This window comes from Pseudomonas sp. 65/3-MNA-CIBAN-0223, assembly GCF_040310425.1.
GTDB classification, from domain to species: Bacteria; Pseudomonadota; Gammaproteobacteria; order Pseudomonadales; family Pseudomonadaceae; genus Aquipseudomonas; species Aquipseudomonas gregormendelii.
The window spans coordinates 220,964-239,444 of sequence record NZ_JBEOPV010000007.1; the positions used below are offsets into that span (position 1 = coordinate 220,964).

Consider the following 18,481-nt stretch of genomic DNA (forward strand, 5'->3'; position numbering starts at 1 on the left):
ACCCAAGGTTCTCCATGGCTCAATACGTCTTCACCATGCATCGGCTGGGAAAAGTTGTTCCGCCGAAGCGGGAAATCCTGAAAAACATTTCGCTGTCTTTCTTCCCTGGCGCCAAGATCGGCGTGCTCGGCCTCAACGGTTCGGGTAAGTCCACGCTGCTGAAAATCATGGCGGGCGTCGACACCGAATTCGAGGGCGAAGCCCGTCCGATGCCGGAACTGAACATCGGCTACCTGCCGCAGGAACCGATCCTGGATCCGACCAAGACTGTGCGCGAAGTGGTCGAGGAAGCGGTCAGCGTGATCAAGAACGCCCAGGCTCGCCTGGACGAGGTCTACGCCGCTTACGCCGAGGAAGATGCCGACTTCGACAAGCTGGCTGCTGAACAGGCCAAGCTCGAGGCGATTCTGCAGGCCAGCGATGGTCACAACCTGGATCGTCAGCTGGAAGTGGCGGCCGATGCACTGCGTTTGCCCGCCTGGGACGCCAAGGTCGAATTCCTCTCCGGTGGTGAAAAACGTCGTGTGGCGCTGTGCCGCCTGCTGTTGTCGGCTCCGGACATGTTGCTCCTGGACGAACCGACCAACCACCTGGACGCCGATTCCGTCGCCTGGCTGGAGCACTTCCTCCATGACTTCCCGGGCACCGTGGTAGCGATCACGCACGACCGGTACTTCCTGGACAACGTTGCCGGCTGGATTCTCGAACTCGACCGCGGCGCCGGTATCCCGTACGAGGGCAACTATTCGGGCTGGCTTGAAGCCAAGTCCAATCGTCTGGCTGCAGAATCCAAGCAGCAGTCGGCCCATGAAAAAGCCATGAAGGAAGAACTGGAGTGGGTGCGCAAAGGCGCCAAGGCCCGCCAGTCCAAGTCCAAGGCTCGTCTGCAACGCTTCGAAGAAATGCAGTCGCAGGAATTCCAGAAGCGTAGCGAAACCAACGAGATCTACATCCCGGCCGGTCCGCGCCTGGGTGACAAGGTCATCGAGTTCAAGAACGTCTCCAAGGGTTACGGCGATCGCGTGCTGATCGACAACCTGTCGTTCTCCATGCCCAAAGGCGCCATCGTGGGTGTGATCGGCGGTAACGGCGCGGGTAAATCCACGCTGTTCCGCATGTTGATGGGCAAGGAGACTCCGGATTCGGGCACCATCGAAGTCGGGGAAACCGTGCAACTGGCTTGCGTTGACCAGAGCCGTGAGGACCTGGATGGCAGCAAGACGGTATTCCAGCAAATCTCCGACGGTTCCGACCAGATCCGCATCGGCAACTACGAGATCCCGTCGCGTACCTACGTGGGTCGCTTCAACTTCAAGGGTGGCGATCAGCAGAAGTTCGTCAAGGACCTGTCCGGTGGTGAGCGCGGTCGCCTGCACCTGGCCCTGACCCTGAAGGAGGGTGGCAACGTCCTGCTGCTCGACGAACCGTCCAACGACCTCGACGTTGAAACCCTGCGCTCCCTGGAAGAAGCCCTGCTGGACTTCCCGGGCGCCGCCATTGTGATCTCTCACGATCGGTGGTTCCTGGACCGCGTGGCGACGCACATCCTTGCGTACGAAGATGACTCGCAAGCAGTGTTCTTCGAAGGTAACTACACCGAGTACGAAGCCGATCGCAAAAAGCGTCTCGGCGAAGCAGCTGCCCAGCCGCATCGTGTACGGCACAAGAAACTGGCCTGATTCTGGGTTGGTTGCATGAAAGAACGGAGCCTTCAGGCTCCGTTTTTTTTTGCTCTGTTTTTCAGGGATACCGAGTGGAATTCATCGCCGGCAGGCCAGCTCCCACAAAGTTTTGTGCAGGCAATAAATCTCGATTCACCACCCATCCCCTGTGGGAGCTAGCCTGCTAGCGATGGCGGTATAACTGTTGGTGCATTTCGTCGAGTCGATCTCCCTATTCAGGTGCAAAATCGGCCGAAAAACAGGCTTATTTATATCCTGTGCACCATTTAATTTCATAAAGGCGACATGTTGCGCTGTTCCTGTGCGCGATTCGTTTGTTAAAGTCCGGCTCAATCTCTCCAACGACAATAAATTTGCCGAGACTTTCCATGATCGAATCCGTTGAATCCTTCCTTGCCCGCCTGAAAAAACGTGACCCCGACCAGCCCGAGTTTCATCAGGCTGTGGAAGAAGTCTTGCGCAGCCTCTGGCCGTTTCTGGAAGCCAATCCGCGCTACCTGACTTCCGGCATCCTGGAGCGTATCTGTGAGCCGGAGCGGGCGGTTGTGTTTCGTGTGTCATGGGTCGACGATCACGGCAAGGTGCAGGTCAATCGGGGCTTCCGCATCCAGATGAACAGTGCCATCGGTCCGTACAAGGGCGGTCTGCGCTTCCATCCGTCAGTGAACCTGGGCGTGCTGAAATTCCTCGCGTTCGAACAGACGTTCAAGAACTCCCTGACCTCGTTGCCCATGGGGGGCGGCAAGGGCGGCTCGGACTTCGACCCCAAAGGCAAAAGCGATGCTGAAGTCATGCGCTTCTGCCAGTCCTTCATGAGCGAACTGTACCGGCACATCGGTGCAGACGTTGACGTGCCGGCGGGCGATATCGGCGTCGGTGCCCGGGAGATTGGCTTTTTGTTCGGCCAATACAAGCGCCTGAGCAACCAGTTCACCAGCGTGCTCACAGGCAAGGGCCCGAGCTACGGCGGCAGCCTGATTCGCCCCGAAGCCACCGGTTTCGGCTGTGTCTATTTCGCCGAGGAAATGCTCAAGCGCCAAGGCGCAACCGTCGAAGGCAAGCGCGTGGCGATCTCGGGTTCTGGCAACGTCGCGCAGTACGCGGCCCGCAAGGTCATGGACCTGGGCGGCCAGGTCATTTCGCTGTCGGACTCCGAGGGCACGCTGTACTGCGAAGCTGGTTTGACTGAAGAGCAATGGCTGGCGGTACTGGAACTGAAAAACGTCCAGCGCGGGCGAATCAGTGAGTTGGCTGCGCGCTTCGGCCTGGAGTTCCGCGCCGGTCAGAGCCCATGGGATCTGGCCTGCGACATCGCGCTGCCATGCGCAACGCAGAATGAACTCGATGCCGAGGCCGCCCGCGCATTGCTGCGCAACGGCTGCATCTGCGTGGCCGAAGGCGCCAACATGCCGACCACGCTGGAAGCCGTGGACCTGTTCATCGAGGCAGGGATTCTGTTTGCGCCAGGCAAGGCGTCCAACGCTGGCGGCGTCGCCGTAAGTGGCCTGGAAATGTCGCAGAACGCCATGCGCCTGCTGTGGACCGGCGGCGAGGTGGACAGCAAACTGCACGCCATCATGCAGTCGATTCACCACGCTTGCGTGCACTACGGCGAAGAGGATGGCCGGATCAACTACGTCAAAGGGGCAAACATCGCCGGCTTCGTCAAAGTCGCCGATGCCATGCTCGCCCAAGGTGTGGTCTAAGCCGGTTCGATGCGGATGATCTCGATCAGTTGATCGCCGGCCGGGCGTTGCCACAGCACCTCATCCCCGAGTTGCGCCCCAAGCAGCGCCCGGCCCAGCGGCGAGCCCCAGTTGATCAGGCCCGCCGATGCGTCCGCCTGATCCTCGCCCACCAGCTGGACGGTCTGTTCGGCGTTGTGCTCGTCGGCAAACGTCACTCGACTGCCAATCTGCACCTTTTGCGTCGAGCTCGCGGGTGTGATCACTTGCGCGCTGAGCACGCGCTGGTTGAAATAGCGTAAATCCCGTTGCAGATCCGCCTGGCGCTGCTTATCCGCCTGTTCTCCCTTGGCCGACTCAGCGCTTAGCTGCTGCTGCAGTTCGGCAACCTTGGCCTGCAACTGGATCAGTCCAGTGGGTGTGACGTAGTTGGGCTGCGCGCTGACCTGCCGTTCGACAGGCTGATCGGCTTGCGCAGCGGCGTTATCTTCATTGACGAAGGCGCGACTCATGGTTTTCTCCCGTAATAGGGTTTGGGCCATGGTCGCAGGCATTTAGTTTCGACGGATGCCCGTGAGCGATTCATTGCGAGCGATAGGCGTGCGCCGCATCCTGGTCCTTCTGTTGTTGCCAGGCCTTATCGCGGTCATCCCAATGGTGGCTGCGATAGTCTGCGCGCTCCTGATTTTCCAGCATCGCCTGGCATTGGCGAAAGCCATCGCTCCAGCCTTCGGCATAGTGCGGGTCCTTGAGATAGCGCGGGACGTTTTTGCGAAATTCACCGGTGATCGCCCCGGCCGCCTGGCGACCACTGACGCAACCGTCATCGAAACCGTCGGCGAAGGCCGGCGGATAGCCCTTGGCGATCAGGTCTTCGTGGGTCGACTGGCAACCCGCGCACAACAGCAGCAATCCCAACATACCTGCGCAACGCCACATCTCAGACTCCTGACCGTTCGACGGCCTATGCAGTCAGTCTAGAAGTCGAGTCGTTGTCGGGATGTGAAAGGAAGATCAAAAGATCGTCCGAACGCGGCTCGAGCCTTCGGCAGCACCTACAGGTGTGCGCGATCGAATGTAGGAGCTGCCGAAGGCTGCGATCTTTTGATCTAGTAGTGATACCACTTCACTTCAAGCATCACCTCATTCTCAGGCGATGCCATGTGGCTGAACTCGCGCTGCGCACTCAGGCGCAGCCCCAGGTTTCGCGACAGCTCCCACTGCTGATTCAAGCTCACACTGCGCCGCACCTCGCCATTGGTGAAAAAATCACCTTTGGTTTCCAGGCTGAAATTACCCAGCGGGTTTTTCCACAGCACCCCGGTATTAAATCCGGCGGCGGGGGCGATGAATTCGGCGAAGTCATTGTTGTGCTCAACCCGCACGGTGCCCATGACAAACCCGAGCATGTCTTCGCTCAATTGCCATGTCCCACCGCCACCACCGTTGACGTGACTGACCAGGTTCTCGTCATCGTGCTTGCCCGGAACGCGTTCCAGGCCGCCGGTGACTTGCCAGGACAATGGTTGCAGCAGCTCGTTGCGCGGGGTCAGCGATCGAATCGTCGCCAGGTCCAACTGCTGGAACTGCCAGCGGTTGCCTTCGTACTGGCGCAATTTCATCTGCAGAATTTCGATCTGCGCGCCCAGGGGGAAGCTTTCGGCGTTGTCGTTGAGGTCATGGTAGGCCATGCGCAAGCCGTACTCGGCGAAGGCTTCATCGCCCCGAGTGCCGATGCCGGCCTGCCAGGTGCGCGATTCATGACCGTCCTCGGGCAGGCCCGGTCGCGCAATATCAAGCGCCGGCGCCGGGTTCTGATTGATCGCCCGCAGCAGTTCGAAACTGCGCTGGGAGCGCTCAGGGTCACGTTCCTGGCCGTTGGCGCGGTAACGTTCCAGGCGATACGCGGCGTCGATGACCAGCGCCTGGCGATCGCGCGGCAGTGCCTTGAAATCTGCGCTCTGAAGCTGCTTCTGATCGGCGCTGACTTTCAGTACCCATTGCTGCTCTTCATCAGTCAGCGGCTCGGCACGGCTCAGCAGCTCACGCTCCCTGGACGGACGATACTGGATGGACTCGACCAGGCCGGCCTCTTTCACGGCCTTGACGGTGTCGGTAGGGATGGCCGTGAGGGGGAATTGTTCGGTCAGGCGCAGGCTCGGTCGCGCCACTTGCAGCAGCTCAAGCAAGCGATAGGAGCAGTTTTCGTCGAAGAAAAAATAGTCGAACTGGATCTGTTTCAGTTCCCAGACGTGCTCGACCATGCGCGCTGTTTCTGCCTGGGTAAGGTTCAGCCGGTATTCCCACAGGTCGCGGTTCTCCAGACTGCGGTATTCCGAGAGCTTTTCCTGGTAGGGCACCAGCGCAAACAGCCCCGGGTAGCCCCCCATAAGGCCTTTCCAGGCGTAAAGGATGCTGTTGTCGGCACCTTCGATGTAGGCGCCGAAGTTGATCGCATAACTGAGCAGTGAAGTCTTGTCGCTCTGCACGCCAGCCTGGTCAATGCGCAGCAGGGTGTGACCAAACATCGACGACGGGCTGTTCAGGTAGGCCGCTGGAAAGATCATCACCGCACTGTCGGGGGAAACGTCCTTGAACCATTGCTTGAATTCAGTACATTGCGGGGCCGGCAAGTCCGTCAGGTTCAGTTGCGCCTTGAGCCAGCGGGTGCGTGCCGGGTAGACGCATTGCGCGTGTTGTTCGCCTTTGCTTGCCGGGGCGTACAAGGCCTGCACAGTGGCGGCCAGTTCGCGGTCCGGATGTTCGTTGCCGTCCGGCGCGAGGAAAAACTTGCGGTCACTGACATAGCTGCGCCAGCCACCGAGCTTGGCAGTTTCGTAGTGGCCCAGGGAGATCCAGAATGGGTCGTTAGCCAGTTGCTGCAAACGTTCAGAGTCGATGTTTGGCGCGGCGGACAGCGGGGCGCAGGCACAGAGCGCCAACCAGGCAAGGCGTTTGAGCATAGTGGGCAACTTAATGGAAAGAAACAAAGACCCAAGGGGGCGCAGGTCCAAAAAATAAAACCCGCCCCCCAAGAGGAGCGGGTGGGTCGAGCTTATGCTTGAGTGGCGTATTTGGCCAGGCGAGCATCGTTCTTGATAACGGACAGGGTGTTGGTATGCACGTCTTCAGCGGTCACATCAGCCTTGCTGAAGATCTGCTGGAAGTGCTCGTGGGTAACTGCTGCGAAATGCTCACGATCTTCCGGCGCCACGCCCAATACCACGGCATAGGTCGTCAGCGCTTCGCCGTTGCCTTTAGCCATGTCTTCGGACAACTCATTCATCATGCCATTCATGGCCAGCCAGGATTTGCCGCCATAGGTCAGCGACGCGTTAGTCGAGCAACCGTTGGTACCCGATGTCATACCGAACGTTGCGTTACCGGAAGTGCCGTTGGTGGTGGATGCCAGGAAGTGAGCCGGGGTGCCACGCTGACCTTCGAACAGCATGTTGCCCCAACCGCAATCCGGACCGCCTGGCGCCTGAGCCATGGCGTTGATGGATACAGCGGTGAAGAGAGTACCGAGAAGAATCCGTTTCATAGCTTTGTTCTCTTTATGTGCATACCAATGGACAGGGTCTGGCCCGATCTGGCGCCAGTGGGCCGGTTATTGTTCCAGCCGCGCAATTTGGAGTTTAGGCACGTTCCAAGGGTTCCGTTACTTTTTGCTAAATATTCGTCAAAACATCGATTTAGCCCCGGCCAGCCTGACGATGGCGGTTTGGCTACGCTTTGACTGAAGGCGCGCCTTGCAAGTGGAGTGGAGGCAGCGCCAGAATGCCGCTATCTGCCCCGCCTGATGTAAGGAAGCCCGATGCCTGATCCTGTTGCTGCCAGCTTGCGTCTAGCGCCCGAAGCGCTGACCCGTCCGTTTTCCGCTGAACAGTTCAGCTTCTCTACCACCAATGATCTGGAGCCCTTTCGCGGTGTGCTTGGCCAGGAACGTGCGGTCGAAGCATTGCAGTTCGGCGTGGCCATGCCACGCCCCGGCTACAACGTATTTGTCATGGGTGAGCCCGGCACCGGCCGGTTCTCGTTCGTCAAGCGCTACCTGAAAGCCGAAGGCAAACGCCTGCAGACCCCGGCAGACTGGGTCTATGTCAATAATTTCGACGAGCCGCGCGAACCCCGGGCCCTGGAACTGCCTTCAGGCACCGCCGGCGCGTTTATCGGCGATATCAACACCTTGATCGACAATCTGGTGGCGACGTTCCCTGCGGTGTTTGAACACCCGTCCTACCAGCAAAAGAAAAGTGCCATCGACCGTGCATTCAACCAGCGCTACGACAAGGCGCTGGATATCATTGAGCGTCTGGCGCTGGAGAAGGACGTCGCGCTGTACCGCGACGCCAGCAACATTGCGTTCACCCCGATGGGGGATGGTAAGGCCCTGGACGAAGCAGAGTTCGCCCAACTGCCCGAAGCCGATCGCGAGCGTTTTCACGATGACATTTCCGGCCTCGAGGAACGGCTCAACGAAGAGCTCGCCAGCTTGCCGCAATGGAAGCGTGAGTCGAGCAATCAACTGCGCCACCTTAATGAAGAAACCATCACCCTGGCCTTGCAGCCATTGCTGTCACCGTTGTCGGAGAAGTATGCCGAGAACGCCGCGGTCTGCGGTTACCTGCAGGCGATGCAGGTCTACCTGCTGAAAACGGTTGTCGAGCAATTGGTCGACGACAGCAAGATCGACGCTGTCGCCCGCAAGATGCTGGAAGAACAATACGCCCCGAGCCTGGTGGTCGGTCATTCGGCCAGCGGCGGCGCACCGGTGGTGTTCGAGCCGCACCCGACTTATGAAAACCTGTTCGGGCGCATCGAGTACAGCACTGACCAGGGCGCGCTCTACACCACGTATCGGCAGCTGCGCCCGGGTGCACTGCACCGCGCGAACGGCGGTTTTCTCATCCTGGAAGCGGAGAAAATGCTCAGCGAGCCATTCGTATGGGATGCGCTCAAGCGGGCCCTGCAGTCGCGCAAGCTGAAGATGGAATCGCCACTGGGTGAGCTGGGCCGCCTGGCCACCGTGACGCTGACCCCGCAAAACATCCCGCTGCAGGTCAAGGTCGTCATCATCGGGGCTCGGCAGCTGTACTACACGCTGCAGGACCTCGATCCAGACTTCCAGGAGATGTTCCGCGTGCTGGTGGATTTCGACGAAGACATTCCGATGGTCGACGAAAGCCTGGAACAGTTTGCCCAACTGCTGAAAACCCGCACCTCGGAAGAGGGCATGGCGCCCTTGACTGCCGATGCGGTGGCGCGCCTGGCGACCTACAGCGCGCGTCTGGCTGAACACCAGGGGCGCTTGTCGGCGCGCATCGGCGACCTGTTCCAGCTGGTCAGCGAGGCGGATTTCATTCGTCACCTGGCGGCGGATGAAATGACCGACGCCGGGCATATCGAACGAGCCCTCAAGGCCAAGGCCACCCGTACCGGGCGGGTCTCGGCGCGAATCCTCGATGACATGCTGGCCGGAATCATCCTGATCGACACCGATGGCGCGGCCGTGGGCAAGTGCAACGGCCTGACGGTGCTGGAAGTCGGCGATTCGGCCTTCGGTGTGCCAGCGCGTATTTCTGCCACGGTTTACCCGGGTGGCAGCGGCATCGTCGACATCGAGCGTGAGGTCAATCTGGGCCAGCCGATTCACTCCAAGGGCGTGATGATCCTGACCGGTTACCTCGGCAGCCGCTACGCCCAGGAATTTCCGCTGGCGATTTCCGCGAGCATCGCGCTGGAGCAGTCCTACGGTTACGTGGACGGTGACAGCGCGTCGCTGGGCGAAGCTTGCACGCTGATTTCGGCGTTGTCGAAAACACCGCTCAAGCAGTGCTTTGCGATCACCGGCTCGATCAACCAGTTCGGTGAAGTGCAGGCGGTAGGCGGGGTCAACGAGAAGATCGAGGGCTTTTTCCGACTCTGCGAGGCCCGCGGCCTGACGGGTGAACAAGGTGCAATCATTCCGCAGGCCAACGTGGCCACGCTGATGCTCGATGAGAAGGTCCTGGCGGCGGTGCGCGCCGGGCAGTTCCATGTGTACGCAGTGCGCCAGGCCGATGAGGCCCTGAGCCTGCTGGTCGGCGAACCAGCCGGTGCACCGGACGAGAATGGCGAGTTCCCGGAGGGCAGCGTCAACGCCCGGGTAGTGGAGCGCCTGCGGGTGATTGCGGAAATGATCAGCGAAGAGGACATGAGGGAGGCGGAGAAGGAAGCGGCGCAGGAAGCCTTGGTGGAGGCCAAGCCGGCCTGATAGGCCCCTGAGGTTTCACCACTTACCTGTGGGAGCGAGCCTGCTCGCGATGACGGAGTGTCAACCAGCTGATATTTTGGACGACACACCGCCATCGCGAGCAGCCTCGCTCCCACCTGTGCATCCGATTAAACTGTGCAAAGTGCCATCACTCTGGCGCCAATATTCACACAATGACCATTCGGCGCCTTGTGGTTCTACCTGGCATGCTTTCCAGACTTTTCTTCTATTCTCAGGTCAAGGATATCGACAGTATCACTGGATCGAAACAGTCTTCTGATGGAGGCTGAATACCGGATCTACCGAGGGTCGCCGCCATGTCGCGCAACCTCTGCCTCACCCGACAATGCCTGGGCCTTGTGACCCGTATCGAATGCGCCGTGCGCCCCCTGGCAGGAGACAAGGGCATGTGGACCTTGCTGTTTGCTGCCGGAATGGCGGGCGAACAACCTTCTGCCATCAAGGCACAGGGACCTTTCCATGGCCCATTTGTGGCTGAATCAATCCTCGACACTATCGTTGAAAGCCTGACCTTGCATGGTTATCAACTGGCCGACGACCCGCAAATCTGGTGCCTGCACTTGCAAGCCCAGCTGCGGGAAATCAATGGCGGACGCACGCGCAACCTGGCCGGTTTCGAGTTCCGCCCGGATCACTGAGTGGGCTATTGATCAAGGCTGGCGGTATCAGCCTTGTCGAGCTTGACCTCAAACCCATATTGCACGGTGGTGAGATCGATCCGCTGATAGGTTTCCAGGCGGGCAGGCCGGCCATAGAAGTAGTGCACGCCCGTCAAAGCCGGGCCCTCCGGGCTCGCATCGTGACTCACAGCAAGTATTTCCTTCAGGTAATTACCACTGTCGTCCCGGGCGTAGAAACGCCAGTCCTGCTCCGGGAATGCCTTCAGGTCGACCAGCAGGGCATTGCCTTTGAGCTCCAGGCCCTTGGGCAGTTGACCAGCGTCCAGGTTTTTCTTCTCGATGCTGGCCAGGAACAGCGGGATCGAGCCTACGGTATAGGCAGGCGTCTGCGGGAACAGGTTCAGGTCATAGGTGATGGTGCCGCGCAGAGGATCGACCTGGAACGCTTCGGGTGGCAATTCGATCGGCTCGTCACGTTTTCCACTGGCGTCTTCGGTGAAGAAGCTGACCGGGCTGTCACCGGGGTTGAAGGAGCTGCCCAGCAGTTCGTCGTTAAAACTTCTCCTGTGATCGAACTCGATCTGCGCGGCGCTCGGGTCATCGACCGACTGACGGATGCTCACGCCTTTTTTCAGTTGGTCTTCACTGAGGGTCGCGCCTTTGAGCCAGTTCGCAGCCTGGTCGTCGTACACCACCACTGGTAGCTCAAGGGTCTGGATGGTTTTTTCCGTGGTGCGAGGATCGAACCGGCGTACCGGCAAATCGAGGTCCTTGCGGGTCACTGTGGCGGTGGAGAAATCCAGTACGCTAACTTCCAGGGCGTCGATCGGCCCGTTGAAATAGACCTTCGAGTAATGCCTGGTTTGCTGCTTCTCAAAGGCCCGCTGCTGCGATTCGAGTTGTTTCTCGAAGGCCTCGCTCCAGGTTTTCTGCTGCTGCAATAACGCCAATTGCTTTTGATAAAACGCAATTTGCTCGGCCGTTTGGTTGATCGAGCCCGAACGCGAGAGAAACTGCCCGGTGCTGTCCCTGGCCTGGACGATCAATGGATTCAGGGGCGTGTCAGCCACCTCGGCAGCCATTGGGGCGCTATTGCTGAACTCGATTTCGGCGTAATTTTTTTCAAGCTTCAACAGTTTGACGCTGAGGTTGTCGTTACTGCGAGTCTGGCCGACGTCCTTTTTGGTCAGATTGAAGCTGTACAAACGACGCGGCGCGATAACTTCCACTTTGCCCTGCAGGCTGACGGGCTGAGGCTGGTGTTTGTTGTCGACGTCAAGGCCATCGATGAAGGGGTAGGTGACGGTCAGGTCATCGGGATTGGTCAGGTTGGAGCTCGAGGGGCTCAACTGGATGCCGGGATCGGTCTCCGACCACTCCGGCTGGAACCCGATGACGCGTTTGTTGCTCAGTGTCACCGACAGCCATTCCACTCCATGGGGGAACACAAAGGTATCCGGAATGTTGAAATTGAAGGGGAACACCGGCTGCAGGTCGGTCAGGTAGTCGGAGCTGGAATCCTTGTGCAGCACGAACAGGCCGTTGATGTAGGTGTCGACCAGCGCCTGAGGCGTGGGGTAGTGCTTGAGCACGGCGAGCGCATCGTCGCTGTATTCGGTTTCCAGCGGCTTGCTGTCGAGCTTGAGTTGCGCACGTTCGAGCAATAACAGCGAGCCACCCAATTCGGCGACGGCATCCTTGAGTTTGGGATCTTCGATGGCGTCCAGGGACTTTTCGAACCGGGCCGTTTTCTCTTCGAGGCTGACCTGGGCTTTTTCATCGCTGGGCGAGCAGGCGCTCATCAGTAAAGCCAGGCACATTCCGGCGCCCGTCAAAGGCAATCGCACATCCATTTTCCCGTCTTCCTGTCCGATGTCGCTGAGCTGTCAATTGTTTCGACACTAGCAGAAAAAACTTGTCACATATGTGCAGGTTGTGGATTTTCCGCCTGTTTCTGGGTGTAACAGCGGACTGTTATACTCGCGACCATTTCAGCCCAGGTGTGAGATTTAATGGAACGCTTTATCGAAAATGCAATGTACGCCTCGCGCTGGCTGCTGGCGCCGATCTATTTTGGCTTGTCGTTGGGATTGCTGGCTTTGGGGCTGAAATTCTTTCAGGAGGTCTTCCACGTCATTCCCAGCGTGTTCTCAATGGCCGAATCGGATGTGATCCTGGTGCTGCTGTCGCTGATCGACATGGCGCTGGTGGGTGGCCTGCTGGTGATGGTGATGATTTCCGGGTACGAGAACTTCGTTTCCCAACTGGACATCGACGACCACAAAGAGAAGCTCAACTGGCTGGGCACCATGGACTCGTCTTCGCTGAAGATGAAAGTGGCAGCGTCGATCGTGGCGATTTCCTCGATCCACCTGCTGCGGATCTTCATGGACGCCAAGAACGTCGACCCCGAGCACCTGAAGTGGTACGTGATCATTCACATGACTTTCGTGGTGTCGGCCTTCGCCATGGGTTACCTCGACAAGCTCACCAAGCACTGATCACGGCCACTGTGGGAGCGAGCTTGCTCGCGATGGACTTCAACGATAACGCGGGGTTCTGAATGAGCGCGGGCCTTGAGTTCTCCGTCGGAACGCCGCCCGGAGCGAGCTCGCTCCTGCAGTCTCAGGCAGTGAACCGGACGAGCGGTGTGGTTTTTGGCTTGTGCTTTGAAGCGACGAAGCCTATCCCTGTAAAGGTACTGGCCCGCCACCGTTCGAGGTGCATCAATGAACCTGCAAGAGCTCAATGCCTTTGCCATCGCCCACAAGGTCGATGAGCTGAACCTGATTTCCCTTGAAGGCGGCATCTACCTGTTGGAGGCGCGCATGCACGGCGCAGCCTATCCATTGAGTGATGCCCGCGGCAAAGTGCTTCATCTGCGCTCGGTGGAGCATGCCCGTGAAGTGCTGCATGCTTTTCCCACCTTGCCATTCAACCTGGTGCACACCTCGGTACATGACGAAATGTGCGGCCTGGGCGCCAGTGCCGAGGAGAGCCTGAAGGTGCCGATCGCCTTCCGTTCTGCCTGGCAGGGCTGAGGGCTCTAATCAACCGATTGGCAACTGTGCTAGTCTGCTGGCCCTTTTGGTTCCGGGCGCTCCGGGACGCGCTGTGTACGCACGGCATGTTCCGGGGCCGTCCGCACAGCGGAGCAGTGTCATGTCCGAAGTAAATCTGTCCACCGACGAAACCCGCGTCAGCTACGGTATCGGCCGTCAGCTGGGCGACCAGCTGCGCGACAACCCGCCACCGGGCGTTAACCTGGACGCGATCCTGGCAGGTCTGACCGACGCCTTTTCTGGCAAGGAAAGCCGTGTAGGCCAGGAAGAAATGTCCGCCAGCTTCAAGGTCATTCGCGAAATCATGCAAGCTGAAGCCGCTGCCAAGGCTGAAGCTGCAGCAGGCGAAGGCCTGGCCTTCCTGGCTGAAAACGCCAAGCGTGACGGCATCACCACCCTGGCTTCGGGCCTGCAATTCGAAGTGCTGACCCAGGGCGAAGGCGCCAAGCCAACCCGTGAAGATCAGGTTCGTACTCACTACCACGGCACCTTGATCGACGGCACTGTGTTCGACAGCTCCTACGAGCGCGGCCAGCCTGCAGAATTCCCGGTTGGCGGCGTGATCGCTGGCTGGACCGAAGCCCTGCAACTGATGAACGCTGGCAGCAAATGGCGTCTGTACGTGCCGAGCGAATTGGCTTACGGCGCTCAAGGCGTTGGCAGCATTGCGCCGCACAGCGTTCTGGTGTTCGACGTCGAGCTGCTCGACGTTCTGTAAGCCTATGCCTGTCCCTGTGACAGGCTAATGTGGGAGCCAGCCTGCTGGCGATGGGGCGACCGGGTTTTGTTCAAGACCGAGTTGACACCATCGCCAGCAGGCTGGCTTCCACAGTTTTTATCGTACAGGTCATATTTCGATCTTGTGTTGCAGCTCATGCGCAGGGCGCAATGCCCGGGCGTAGCAGAACAGAAACAGGTTACGCACCAGCTCCTTGAGTACGACCGGTTCGCTGGAACTCAGGCCGTTGACGTCCAGATCCCCCTGGTCCTGCAGTTCGTTCAGGGCTTCTTCTTCAAGCACCGCACAGACTTCACCGGTTTCCCGATGCAGGATCCTGAGGTAAGGGTGTGGACGGTCAAGCCAGGCATCGATCAAATAAGTCATCAGTCTCATCTCCATTGATTTGGGATTCAATGAGAATAATTCTTATTCATTAAATAGCAAGGACCTATTGGCGGTTTGCGCTTTTTTTCGGGTTAAGATTGCGTAAGGTCAATACGGCTGGCGCCTGGCCATCGCGGGGGGAGGGGCGCCATCCGGCGCAGAGCGCAGGATGGGCTACAGCAGGATCAGACTTTTCTGACGAACTCGGATTTGAGTTTCATCGGGCCAATGCCGTCGATCTTGCAATCGATATCGTGGTCGCCATCGCACAGGCGGATGTTCTTGACCTTGGTGCCGACCTTGACCACCAGCGAAGTGCCCTTCACCTTGAGGTCCTTGATCACGGTGATGGTATCGCCGTCCTGCAGGACGTTGCCGACCGAATCTTTCTTCACGGTGTCATCGGCCGCCACTTCGATTTCGCCGCCAGTCGACCACTCGTGGGCACACTCAGGGCAGATCAGCTGCGCGCCGTCTTCGTAGGTGTATTCGGAATTGCATTTCGGGCAGGGTGGCAACGTGCTCACTAGGGCTCCTTGGATTGAGGATCGCTAAAAGTCGCACATTATATAGGGTTTTGTTCGAAGAGGGTGTCACGGCAAAAGATCGCAGCCTTCGGCAGCTCCTACAGGGTTTTGTGTACACCTGTAGGAGCTGCCGAAGGCTGCGATCTTTTGATTTTGCGTTTGCCTTTAATGCGTGCGGGCTACCGCAAACTCGCTCAGCTCAACCAATGCATCGCGGTATTCGCTGGCTGGCAGCGCCTCGAGGCATTTGATCGCGCGGGCTACGTAGTCCCGTGCGAGTTGCGCTGTGTATTCCAGCGAGCCCGACGCCTCCACTGCTTCTCGGATGCTTTCCAGGTCTTCGATACCGCCTTTCTGGATCGCCTTGCGTACCAGGGCCGCCTGTTCCGGCGTACCTTCGCGCATGGTGTAGATCAGCGGCAGGGTCGGCTTGCCTTCAGCGAGGTCGTCGCCGACGTTCTTGCCCAGGGTCTCGGCATCGCCCTTGTAGTCGAGCAGGTCGTCGACCAGCTGGAAGGCAACCCCCAGGTGATCACCGAAAGTGCGCAGGGCTTCGCTCTGCTCCGGTGTCGCACCTGCCAGGGCCGCAGCGCTGTGGGTCGAGGCCTCGAAGAGCATGGCGGTCTTGCCGCGGATGACTTCCATGTAGGTTTCTTCGGTGGTGCTGGCGTCGCGGACCTTCGACAGCTGCAACACTTCGCCTTCGGCGATGATGCGGGTCGCTTGCGAAAGGATTTTCATCACCGGCATGGAGCCCAGTTCGACCATCATTTCGAAGGAGCGCGAATACAGGAAGTCGCCCACCAGTACGCTCGGGGCGTTGCCCCACATGGCGTTGGCGGTCGAGCGGCCACGGCGCATGCCGGACATGTCGACCACGTCGTCGTGCAGCAGGGTGGCGGTGTGCAGGAACTCGATGGTCGCGGCCAGCAGACGCATGTCATCGCCTTCGCGGCCGAGGGCCTTGCCACACAGCAACACTAATAAGGGTCGCAGGCGTTTGCCGCCAGCCGAGGTAATGTAATCGCCGATTTTCGATACCAGCGGCACTCGGGAAGTCAGCTGCTTCTTGATGATGCCGTCGACGGCGCTAAAATCGTCCGCCACCGCGCGGTAGAAAGCTTGGGGTTGCATCAGCGACAGTTGCTCCAGAAGGGTTGCGCGGCATGCTAGGACCCACGTCGGCGGGTGTCAAGGCACGATGGACGGCCTCTTGCATCAGCCCGGCAGCTTGCGTACAATCGCGCACCCTGAACTTCCTGGGCAGCACCTGCCTTACGCAATTGCAATCGGGCCTTCCAGCCCAATGCAGCCATGCCAGCCAATACCTCTTCTTATAAAGAGCTGGGTGAGCAGGATTATCGGAGAAATACCATGTCTTATGCAGTAATCGTTACTGGTGGCAAGCAGTACAAAGTTGCTCCAGGTGAATACCTGAAGATCGAAAAACTGGAAATCGCTACCGGCGAATCCGTTACTTTTGATCGCGTTCTGTTGGTTGCCAATGGCGACGACGTGAATATCGGCGCTCCAGTTGTTGCTGGCGCTACCGTTGTGGCTGAAGTGATCTCCCAAGGTCGTCACGATAAAGTCCGTATCATCAAGTTCCGTCGTCGTAAGCACCACATGAAGCGTATGGGCCACCGCCAGTGGTACACCGAGATCAAAATCACCGGTATTCAGGCTTAATTTCAGCCTAATTCCTCACTAGGAGAATTGACTCATGGCACACAAAAAAGCTGGTGGTAGTACCCGTAACGGTCGCGACTCAGAAGCCAAACGCCTTGGCGTGAAGATGTATGGCGGCCAGAAAATCATTCCGGGCAACATCATCGTGCGTCAGCGCGGCACCCAATTCCACGCCGGTTATGGCGTTGGCATGGGTAAGGATCACACCCTCTTCGCGAAAATCGAAGGCGTGATCAAGTTTGAAGTAAAGGGCGCTTTCAACCGCCGTTACGTGAGCGTTGTCGCCGCTTAATTGCGCGATCGCTGGAAAAGCCCTGTCTCGCGACGGGGCTTTTTCGTTTGTGGGGTGAGTCTCTTGCAAAGCTGTTTGTAATGAGCTCCAGCGCTGTATTTGCGGTCGTTGATTGAGGTCGCTGCGCTCATTTTTGCAAGAGTCTTATGTCTGGATTTTTTCGGCTCGTCCGCATGACGAGAGGCGTTTTGTTATGAAGTTTGTTGATGAAGTATCGATTCGAGTAAAGGCCGGTGACGGCGGCAACGGTTGCATGAGCTTCCGTCGCGAAAAATTCATTGAGAATGGTGGTCCTAACGGCGGTGACGGTGGTGATGGCGGCTCGGTCTACATGGTCGCCGACGAAAACCTCAACACCCTGGTGGACTACCGCTACACCCGCCACTTCGATGCCGAGCGTGGCTCCAACGGTGGCAGCACCGACTGCACCGGCAAGAAAGGTGAAGAGCTGGTGCTGCGCGTTCCGGTAGGCACGACGGTTATCGATTCGGCGACCCAGGAAGTCATTGGCGACCTGACCAAGGCTGGCCAGAAACTGCTGGTGGCTCATGGTGGCTGGCACGGTCTGGGTAACACCCGTTTCAAATCCAGTACCAACCGTGCTCCGCGCCAGACCACTCCGGGCAAGCCGGGTGAGGCGCGTGACCTGAAGCTGGAGATGAAGGTGTTGGCTGACGTGGGCCTGCTGGGTCTGCCGAATGCTGGCAAAAGTACTTTCATCCGCTCGGTTTCGGCCGCCAAGCCGAAAGTCGCCGACTACCCGTTCACCACGCTGGTACCGAACCTGGGTGTGGTCAGTGTCGATCGCTGGAAAAGTTTTGTGGTTGCGGACATTCCGGGTCTGATCGAAGGTGCTTCCGACGGTGCTGGCCTGGGGATTCGCTTCCTCAAGCACTTGTCGCGTACCCGTCTGCTGCTGCATCTCGTGGACATGGCGCCGCTGGATGACGCCAGTGCTCCGGATGCTGCTGAAGTGATCGTCAGCGAGCTGACCAAATTCAGCCCGTCCCTGGCGGAGCGTGATCGCTGGCTGGTGCTGAACAAGTGCGACCAGATTCTTGAAGAAGAGCATGATGAGCGCGTCAAGGAGATCGTTGATCGCCTGGAGTGGACGGGTCCGGTTTACGTGATTTCCGCCATTTCCAAGCTGGGCACCGAGCGCCTTTGCCATGACATCATGCGTTACATGGAAGATCGTGCAGATCGTCTGGCCAATGATCCAGCCTACAAGGAAGAGCTGGCCGAGCTCGATCAGCGCATCGAAGACGAAGCCCGTGCCCAGCTGCAGGCTCTGGATGACCAGCGTGCCCTGCGTCGCAGTGGCGTGAAGTCGGTCCATGATATCGGTGACGATGATTGGGACGAAGAAGACGTGGATGATGAAGACGGTCCGGAAATCATTTACGTGCGCGACTGATCTGTTGCTATAAACTTGAACGCCGCTCAATCGAGCGGCGTTTTAGTATCTGGAAATCGATTGTTGGTCACGAATAACCACGAATAACGTCACGGGCAGTGCCAGGTCGCGCTGTCCTCAAGCTA

Annotated in this window: 18 protein-coding genes; 10 read left to right on the forward strand and 8 right to left on the reverse strand. The window is 58.7% G+C overall.

Annotation, left to right across the window (positions count from 1 at the left end; genetic code table 11):
• Positions 1-14 precede the first annotated feature (14 nt).
• Both ettA and gdhA read left to right on the forward strand, forming a co-directional pair.
• Positions 15-1,679: an energy-dependent translational throttle protein EttA gene (ettA, locus tag AAEZ09_RS10600; protein WP_045059336.1), complete on the forward strand. Its 1,665-nt coding sequence runs from the start codon at positions 15-17 to the stop codon at positions 1,677-1,679.
• Between the two features lie 371 nt (positions 1,680-2,050).
• Positions 2,051-3,388: an NADP-specific glutamate dehydrogenase gene (gene gdhA, locus AAEZ09_RS10605; RefSeq protein WP_350599457.1), complete on the forward strand. Its 1,338-nt coding sequence runs from the start codon at positions 2,051-2,053 to the stop codon at positions 3,386-3,388.
• Here the strand turns inward: gdhA and AAEZ09_RS10610 are convergent.
• The 4 genes from AAEZ09_RS10610 to AAEZ09_RS10625 all read right to left on the reverse strand — a co-directional run bounded on the left by AAEZ09_RS10610 (position 3,385) and on the right by AAEZ09_RS10625 (position 6,911).
• Positions 3,385-3,879: a GreA/GreB family elongation factor gene (locus tag AAEZ09_RS10610; protein ID WP_350599458.1), complete on the reverse strand. Its 495-nt coding sequence runs from the start codon at positions 3,877-3,879 to the stop codon at positions 3,385-3,387. The genes gdhA and AAEZ09_RS10610 overlap by 4 nt on opposite strands.
• 70 nt (positions 3,880-3,949) lie before the next feature.
• Entirely contained in the window at positions 3,950-4,306 is a 357-nt protein-coding gene (locus AAEZ09_RS10615; RefSeq protein WP_350599460.1) for a hypothetical protein, read from the reverse strand.
• Between the two features lie 170 nt (positions 4,307-4,476).
• A complete protein-coding gene (locus AAEZ09_RS10620; RefSeq protein ID WP_350599462.1) occupies positions 4,477-6,330 on the reverse strand; it encodes an Lnb N-terminal periplasmic domain-containing protein in 1,854 nt (617 codons plus the stop codon).
• 92 nt (positions 6,331-6,422) lie between these two features.
• On the reverse strand, positions 6,423-6,911 hold the full coding sequence (locus tag AAEZ09_RS10625) for a DUF3015 domain-containing protein (RefSeq protein ID WP_045059341.1): 489 nt from the start codon (positions 6,909-6,911) through the stop codon (positions 6,423-6,425).
• Positions 6,912-7,184: 273 nt separating this feature from the next.
• On the opposite strand from AAEZ09_RS10625, the gene AAEZ09_RS10630 reads away from it, so the two are divergent.
• Together AAEZ09_RS10630 and AAEZ09_RS10635 are read left to right on the forward strand one after the other, a co-directional pair.
• A complete protein-coding gene (locus AAEZ09_RS10630) occupies positions 7,185-9,623 on the forward strand; it encodes a Lon protease family protein (protein ID WP_045059342.1) in 2,439 nt (812 codons plus the stop codon).
• Between the two features lie 317 nt (positions 9,624-9,940).
• Entirely contained in the window at positions 9,941-10,282 is a 342-nt protein-coding gene (locus AAEZ09_RS10635) for a PA4575 family protein (protein WP_045059343.1), read from the forward strand.
• A 5-nt stretch (positions 10,283-10,287) separates the two neighbouring features.
• Here AAEZ09_RS10635 and AAEZ09_RS10640 read toward each other — a convergent pair whose 3' ends face one another.
• Positions 10,288-12,117, reverse strand: coding sequence for a hypothetical protein (locus tag AAEZ09_RS10640; protein WP_350599463.1), 1,830 nt, complete (start codon positions 12,115-12,117; stop codon positions 10,288-10,290).
• Between the two features lie 159 nt (positions 12,118-12,276).
• Between AAEZ09_RS10640 and AAEZ09_RS10645 the strand changes: the two genes are divergently transcribed.
• The 3 genes from AAEZ09_RS10645 to bamJ all read left to right on the forward strand — a co-directional run bounded on the left by AAEZ09_RS10645 (position 12,277) and on the right by bamJ (position 14,044).
• Positions 12,277-12,765: a TIGR00645 family protein gene (locus tag AAEZ09_RS10645; protein WP_045059345.1), complete on the forward strand. Its 489-nt coding sequence runs from the start codon at positions 12,277-12,279 to the stop codon at positions 12,763-12,765.
• A 228-nt stretch (positions 12,766-12,993) separates the two neighbouring features.
• Positions 12,994-13,305: a DUF6482 family protein gene (locus tag AAEZ09_RS10650; protein ID WP_205893981.1), complete on the forward strand. Its 312-nt coding sequence runs from the start codon at positions 12,994-12,996 to the stop codon at positions 13,303-13,305.
• A 121-nt stretch (positions 13,306-13,426) separates the two neighbouring features.
• Positions 13,427-14,044, forward strand: a complete 618-nt coding sequence (gene bamJ / locus AAEZ09_RS10655; protein ID WP_045059347.1) for a BamJ family beta-barrel-assembly machinery protein — start codon at positions 13,427-13,429, stop codon at positions 14,042-14,044.
• Positions 14,045-14,173: 129 nt separating this feature from the next.
• On the opposite strand, the gene AAEZ09_RS10660 is transcribed toward bamJ, so the two are convergent.
• The 3 genes from AAEZ09_RS10660 to AAEZ09_RS10670 form a co-directional block, all read right to left on the reverse strand.
• On the reverse strand, positions 14,174-14,431 hold the full coding sequence (locus AAEZ09_RS10660) for a PA4570 family protein (protein WP_045059348.1): 258 nt from the start codon (positions 14,429-14,431) through the stop codon (positions 14,174-14,176).
• 185 nt (positions 14,432-14,616) lie between these two features.
• On the reverse strand, positions 14,617-14,958 hold the full coding sequence (locus AAEZ09_RS10665; RefSeq protein WP_045059349.1) for a zinc ribbon domain-containing protein YjdM: 342 nt from the start codon (positions 14,956-14,958) through the stop codon (positions 14,617-14,619).
• A gap of 165 nt (positions 14,959-15,123) precedes the next feature.
• Positions 15,124-16,092 (reverse strand): polyprenyl synthetase family protein, encoded by a 969-nt coding sequence (locus tag AAEZ09_RS10670; RefSeq protein ID WP_045059350.1) that lies wholly within the window; start codon positions 16,090-16,092, stop codon positions 15,124-15,126.
• Between the two features lie 240 nt (positions 16,093-16,332).
• On the opposite strand from AAEZ09_RS10670, the gene rplU reads away from it, so the two are divergent.
• The 3 genes from rplU to cgtA all read left to right on the forward strand — a co-directional run bounded on the left by rplU (position 16,333) and on the right by cgtA (position 18,356).
• Positions 16,333-16,647, forward strand: a complete 315-nt coding sequence (gene rplU, locus AAEZ09_RS10675) for a 50S ribosomal protein L21 (RefSeq protein WP_003176051.1) — start codon at positions 16,333-16,335, stop codon at positions 16,645-16,647.
• Between the two features lie 34 nt (positions 16,648-16,681).
• On the forward strand, positions 16,682-16,939 hold the full coding sequence (gene rpmA / locus AAEZ09_RS10680) for a 50S ribosomal protein L27 (RefSeq protein WP_003176049.1): 258 nt from the start codon (positions 16,682-16,684) through the stop codon (positions 16,937-16,939).
• A gap of 193 nt (positions 16,940-17,132) precedes the next feature.
• Positions 17,133-18,356 (forward strand): Obg family GTPase CgtA, encoded by a 1,224-nt coding sequence (cgtA, locus tag AAEZ09_RS10685; protein WP_045059351.1) that lies wholly within the window; start codon positions 17,133-17,135, stop codon positions 18,354-18,356.
• The last annotated feature ends 125 nt before the right edge of the window (positions 18,357-18,481 follow it).

Bases quoted from the DNA above. Each gene is read 5' to 3' on its own strand.
- bamJ (WP_045059347.1), top strand. From the start codon at position 13,427: ATGTCCGAAGTAAATCTGTCCACCGACGAAACCCGCGTCAGCTACGGT.
- AAEZ09_RS10610 (WP_350599458.1), bottom strand. From the start codon at position 3,879: ATGAGTCGCGCCTTCGTCAATGAAGATAACGCCGCTGCGCAAGCCGAT.
- AAEZ09_RS10620 (WP_350599462.1), bottom strand. From the start codon at position 6,330: ATGCTCAAACGCCTTGCCTGGTTGGCGCTCTGTGCCTGCGCCCCGCTG.
- cgtA (WP_045059351.1), top strand. From the start codon at position 17,133: ATGAAGTTTGTTGATGAAGTATCGATTCGAGTAAAGGCCGGTGACGGC.
- rpmA (WP_003176049.1), top strand. From the start codon at position 16,682: ATGGCACACAAAAAAGCTGGTGGTAGTACCCGTAACGGTCGCGACTCA.
- AAEZ09_RS10630 (WP_045059342.1), top strand. From the start codon at position 7,185: ATGCCTGATCCTGTTGCTGCCAGCTTGCGTCTAGCGCCCGAAGCGCTG.
- ettA (WP_045059336.1), top strand. From the start codon at position 15: ATGGCTCAATACGTCTTCACCATGCATCGGCTGGGAAAAGTTGTTCCG.
- AAEZ09_RS10645 (WP_045059345.1), top strand. From the start codon at position 12,277: ATGGAACGCTTTATCGAAAATGCAATGTACGCCTCGCGCTGGCTGCTG.
- AAEZ09_RS10660 (WP_045059348.1), bottom strand. From the start codon at position 14,431: ATGACTTATTTGATCGATGCCTGGCTTGACCGTCCACACCCTTACCTC.
- AAEZ09_RS10625 (WP_045059341.1), bottom strand. From the start codon at position 6,911: ATGAAACGGATTCTTCTCGGTACTCTCTTCACCGCTGTATCCATCAAC.
- AAEZ09_RS10615 (WP_350599460.1), bottom strand. From the start codon at position 4,306: ATGTGGCGTTGCGCAGGTATGTTGGGATTGCTGCTGTTGTGCGCGGGT.
- gdhA (WP_350599457.1), top strand. From the start codon at position 2,051: ATGATCGAATCCGTTGAATCCTTCCTTGCCCGCCTGAAAAAACGTGAC.
- AAEZ09_RS10640 (WP_350599463.1), bottom strand. From the start codon at position 12,117: ATGGATGTGCGATTGCCTTTGACGGGCGCCGGAATGTGCCTGGCTTTA.
- AAEZ09_RS10650 (WP_205893981.1), top strand. From the start codon at position 12,994: ATGAACCTGCAAGAGCTCAATGCCTTTGCCATCGCCCACAAGGTCGAT.
- AAEZ09_RS10670 (WP_045059350.1), bottom strand. From the start codon at position 16,092: ATGCAACCCCAAGCTTTCTACCGCGCGGTGGCGGACGATTTTAGCGCC.
- rplU (WP_003176051.1), top strand. From the start codon at position 16,333: ATGTCTTATGCAGTAATCGTTACTGGTGGCAAGCAGTACAAAGTTGCT.
- AAEZ09_RS10635 (WP_045059343.1), top strand. From the start codon at position 9,941: ATGTCGCGCAACCTCTGCCTCACCCGACAATGCCTGGGCCTTGTGACC.